Annotated in this window: 4 protein-coding genes; 1 reads left to right on the top strand and 3 read right to left on the bottom strand. The window is 33.5% G+C overall.

All coding sequences use genetic code 11. The features are described from left to right. The 3 genes from BM265_RS19160 to BM265_RS19175 form a co-directional block, all read right to left on the bottom strand. On the bottom strand, positions 1-675 hold a 675-nt coding region (locus BM265_RS19160; protein ID WP_143098795.1), incomplete at its 3' end, for a hypothetical protein. 14 nt (positions 676-689) lie between these two features. Then, a complete protein-coding gene (locus BM265_RS19165) occupies positions 690-2,822 on the bottom strand; it encodes a hypothetical protein (protein WP_074963518.1) in 2,133 nt (710 codons plus the stop codon). 547 nt (positions 2,823-3,369) lie between these two features. Then, the gene (locus BM265_RS19175) at positions 3,370-3,765 is read right to left on the bottom strand and encodes a helix-turn-helix domain-containing protein (protein WP_074963520.1); all 396 of its coding nucleotides are present in this window, start codon (positions 3,763-3,765) and stop codon (positions 3,370-3,372) included. 171 nt (positions 3,766-3,936) lie between these two features. On the opposite strand from BM265_RS19175, the gene BM265_RS19180 reads away from it, so the two are divergent. Then, complete coding sequence (locus tag BM265_RS19180) at positions 3,937-4,665, top strand: LytR/AlgR family response regulator transcription factor (protein ID WP_074963521.1); 729 nt, start codon at positions 3,937-3,939, stop codon at positions 4,663-4,665. Positions 4,666-5,602: the final 937 nt, after the last annotated feature.

The raw sequence follows: 5,602 nt of genomic DNA on the forward strand, positions 1-5,602 counted from the left end.
ATCGCTCCACGCAAATACAGCTGTATCATCCGGTTTGGTGTAGTACCAGCCGCCGTTTTTATGTATCATGCCGAATTCTTTCATATATTCGGTATTACCACGAAAATCCTTCATGGGGCAGTCGAACTTTGTTGTTATGGTGTTTATCAGCTTATCATTTCCGTCGTAGACTTCAAAGCGGCTCTTAGCATCGGAAGAATCTTTTTCGCAGAAGATAACATAACTGCTTCGCTCATCATCAAGCCAGTATTCTATAGTATAATCAGTGAAATAATTTTGTGAGCTCGCATTATAATTCAAGTTGATTATATCGGGAACGCATTCTATATAAGACTGCCAGCCGGACCACAAATTATATTCTGATCGGCTATCCCACAGACCATAGGCATCTTCTAGCTGATCGAGAGTTATCCGCTCCCCTACATCATCACCTGCAAGTGTACGTCTTGCACGTTCACATACGATGTTATCTCCTGCAGCTTGTTCGGTGTCGAAAATAAAGTTGCAGAGTTCTTTGTCATCATTGGAAAGTTCATCATAGTTTGTAATACACAGATCGTATTTCAGAAACTTTTCCCAACGCGAATACTCTGAGTTCTCCGCCGAAACGACCATCGCAGGGATAGCGGTTAGTGTAAGTGCGGCGGAAGTCATGAGTGAAATCATTCTTTTCATAATAATTCCTCCTGTTAATCGAGGTAAACAAAAGATGTTCCAGTACTTGTAGCACTGTGTCCATTGTAGAACCATGCATTATAAGGGTTTGTGGTCTTATCAATATTATAAAACCAAGGTCCTGTATAATAATTAGAATCCGAAGTAGAATAAGAATATATGGTTTCATCGCAAAGTGGTGGTGAATAACTAAAAGGAGCATTTGTTACTATACCACTTCCCGGCTTATGTGACCATATACTACAACTTGAATCATGATTTGGATTGGTGCAAGTGCCATTTCCATGCCTTAAATAATAGTGCACATCATGAATTCCTGCAACTAATGCGATGATTCGTCCATTGTTTTGATTATACGTATTTCTGATGTAATACAGCCACGAATCATTATTGCTAATACTCGCATTATTTCCATAAGATAAGTTACTTATATTGTATCCGATTGCTTGGGCATCTTTTCTCATTTGCTCATCTGTAAACTCCAAAAGATTATATCCGGAAAGAGAGTTGTACATAGCAAATAGCTGTGAATAAGTTGTTATATTTGGATAAATATATGATGGATCTTGCTGACCTAATCCAATTTCACCAGGATGTAATAAATAGCAACTTGAATCGAGTCCTCTATAGTACATTTGAAGGGCGTATGCATAACAGTTCATTCTTTTTTGAAAATTATATATACTTCCTGTATTTGAAATCATATCATTATATCTATCGCGAGAATATTCCAATGTATAATCAGTGTCCTCAACATAATTTATTTCAAAATATGGTTGATTATAACTGGCTCTCTCAGAGTTTGCTACCACTGTTGATTCTGGATAATCATTGGTGATCATTTTGAATCCATACGATGGCACACCGACATTCTGAGAAGTATTACCATAATTAACCCATGACTGAACTAAGGCTGTTATATCAGCTCCTTTCCATGAATACATTTCTTGATACGACACATCAAAATTTGAAATATGTGTATTGGAATTTAATGTTGAGGCATTATTCCAAGAACAGTTCATTGGCTGTGTGTTCATTGAATAAACTTGAAGCGTAATTGGCGAACTAAGGTAGTTACCAACTAAATACATATTGAATTTAGCATCAGTAATAGTTACATTTCCATTATAGGGATATCCGATAAAAGATTCATTACACGATACATATGTTTGATAACCATTTCCAACTTCATCTCCAATTCGCATATATTGATCGAAAATGATATTATTGGGATATAATTCGGAATTGTAACGTGTATTTGCATCAATCTGTTCAGTATATCCAGTACTAAGAATTACTGGATAAACAGGATCATTCAGTGTATTAAAAGCATCTTCGACAGAAAATGTTAAATAACTTTCATCATCTTCAGAAGACACAGTAATTCCCACAGATGAACAATTATAATCATCTGATGAATCGTATATAACCGGAGCTATCATGGTAAACATAACCGTACCATCCGATTTAGTAAACTCAAGATTACCTTCCTCATTTGTTTTGATATTTAAATTATCGGTTTTGATTGGATAGGATATCGTAGCAGGAATTGAAGATTCTTTATCAAAAGTTATTTTTTCAATAAGAGAGTCTGGGTGAATATCAAATGTAAACTCTTTACCCTCATTATCAAAATCGTAACTAATGGATGAAACGGAATTATTAAGTGAGTTGAGCATTACCTTGGGTAATTCTTCTGTATCTTTAGACTCGCTGTTCTTCTTAATCTTAGCTTCAACGCATCCCTCTCCGTCATTATTTTTGCCTGTAATAAAATCTTCAAGAGAAATATGTATTGAACAGTCATTGCTAGACAATCCAATAGAAGAATTATCACCATTAGTCAATTTGGCTGGAATAGAAATATTTAGCGGACTACTAATATTTGTATAATTACCACTATCATCTATTACCAAAGAATTATTAATTTCTTTCCACGTACCTTCGTCTAAATAGTGGACAGGCACTGTGCTGACATAAGATGTTCTTGTTCCATCACCATTGTTGAAATGCTTCACATATTTTGAACGCAAAGATAGAATTTCAACTGGTTCATTTGTACCAGCACAAACAGAACTTGAGCTTACCATCGAAAAAGAAACGAACGAAACCGCTAAGGCTGTGATTAAAGAAATACATTTTTTCATCTGTTTTCCTCCTATCATTAATTTTTTGACTCATAACAATTTGTTATACTTTTACATGACAAATAACTCAAGAAAAGCTCCGGGTTGTTCAGAAAATTTTCCAGACAGTCGAGGCGGTACTCGATTGTAGGGATATCGTCTGAAAATTCCTCTGCTAACAGCATAAATTGTTCAGAACCGACAAGGGTTATAAGAAGTTTCAGATTGTCAAGCTGAAGGTCGTTGATAAACATAGAACCACTGTTGCGAATGGCTTTCCTGCGTTCAGATGCATATGACTTAGCCATGCCGTCAGGGTAAAACAGGTCAATATGATCTGTTATCCTCATATTCATAATTCTTTCCTATTCGTACTAAAAATGTCGTTTAAAATCCACTTTTTTAGATATATTATACACTATTATAAATAGATGTCAATGGTTCTGGCACAAGATGACGGTTTTTGGCACAAAAATATATATTCAGACTATAGGATTAATGCACTTGACCTTATCCTCATATTATGTTAAAATAAAAAGAACTCTGAAAAAATCAGAGTTCAAATTGATTACTTTTTTGATTTTCCTATAACCTCGATGAAATATGCTAAATGTTCACGTTCTGTATCATCCATCTTTGTCATTATTTCTACAGCATCACCGATAGACATTTTCTTTGTTAACTTCATAGCATAAGTTTCATTAAGATCTGTTTTACTCGCACTTCTTCCAAAAATATAATCTGTAGTAACATTGTAAAAATCAGCAAGTCGATACAGAACTTCTGTAGGCGGAACAGTCAACCCTTTTTCATAATGAGAGATTGTACTTGAAGAAAGATGAAGATGTTTTGCTATATCTGTTTGTGTTAAAAAGTTGAGTTCTCGTAAGTTTATCAAGGTTTGGGATATAACGAGTTTTTGTTTTTCGTCAAAAACATTTGAACTTTTAACTCGCTTTTTCATAGTATATGCTCCACCCCTCCTAAATTACTATTATACTTAACATTATAGTATAATTATATTAAAAAGTCACAAATTTATAGTAATTATAATAAATCCTAGTAATTTGCGCGTTATTTGTATTGTGAATATAACTCTTGTGATTTATACTAAACTTTCAAGGAGAAAATACATATGATTAGAATAGCAATATGTGATGACAACAAAGTATTTGTTAATTTTATGGCTCAAGCGGTTAACGATGAATTTAAAAGACAAATCTTTGAAAATATTGAGTTAGAAACCTACATTTCAGGTAAATTAATGTATCAGCATCACTTAATAAAACCATTCGATGTAATATTTTTAGACATTGATATGCCTGAACCAAACGGATTTCAATTAGCTTCTGAAATTACACGATCAAACGATTGTTATATAATTTTTGTTACCAGTCATCCTGAACTTGTTTATGATAGTCTATACTTTCGACCATTAAATTTTATACCAAAAAGCAAGGATTCTCTTTTCACAGAAAAGCTTCACAGAGTAGTTAAACAGCTTTTAAATGAAATGAACCAAAATACTACCATCATTTTGGAAAATAAGGAAGTAGGAAGAGTCCCGTTGATAATAAAGAATATATATTATATTGAGAGCAGTAAACATTATGTTATCTATCATTCAGAAAACAAAGAACCAATAAAAGTTCGAAATAATATCAGTGAATTAGAGAAATACTTTTCACAGTATGATTTTGTCAGAATACATAAAAGTTATCTCGTCAATCTTCGACATATTTTTAATATTAATAAAAATAACGACGAGATAATTTTCAAGCAGGGCTTCAAGTTGACCCTGAGTAAAAAATACAAACAAAATGTTGATGAAAAACTAACACAGTATTTGAGGAAGATAAGATGAATACTATATTATGGATTGTTTTTGAGGTTATCATTAATTTTTATCAAGGAGGTTTGGCAACTTGGTTTATTTATAAATTCTTGACACCAAAATCGTCCTCAAAAGCTAGAAGAATGGCAGCTGTATTTACATTTACAGAGGGAATGCTCGTCACTGCATTAAACTATGTTTCAGTTTTTGAAGGGATTGGCAGCATATTATACTGGGTAAACCTTTTTATTTTTGCGTTTTGTTTTTTTGAGAATAATCTTATAAAAAAAATCCTATCTGTTGCTATTACTCAGATCATAATTCTTTTAACAACTTCAGTTGAGCTTAATATGATTTCATCCTTATTTAATATAACGGTTAGTGAACTTGTTAAAAATCAGGATTTTGCCAGATTCATCACACTGATAATAATTCAAATATCTCTTTTAATATGTTTCGACGTAACAATCCGAATATTTAAATACGCTGATGAATATTCCTTTTCTGATTGGTTTTCAATAATTCTTATGCTGATTTTCTCTTTTATTCTGACAGCTATGATACATATTCTATCTTTGGCAGCAAGCACCAAAGAACGTATATATATTAACTTGATATATATCGTTATCATGATAATGAATTATCTGGTATTTTATATCATACACTCCTCAAAATATCTTGTAAAATCTCGTAAATACTCGCGAAATCTCAGTATTTCATAAAGTTATGTTCAAGAAATGAACCAAGTTATGGATGATCCAAAGCATTGAATGCCGGATTTAACGTTATCAGGGTATAGCAAACAAAACGTCTTGAGAGATCTGTTTTGACAGCCTTGATGCGACCCATATCCGTTACGGCAGCAAACCTCCTCTGTCCAACGGGATCATTCGTCACGTGAAGTCCCAACTTCCTTCGTTCTGCCTATCCATAACAGGGCGTCGGCGCAGCTCCATTGCGAGGTCAT

It is taken from the genome of Hominimerdicola alba (assembly GCF_900112155.1).
Lineage (GTDB): Bacteria > Bacillota > Clostridia > Oscillospirales > Ruminococcaceae > Hominimerdicola > Hominimerdicola alba_D.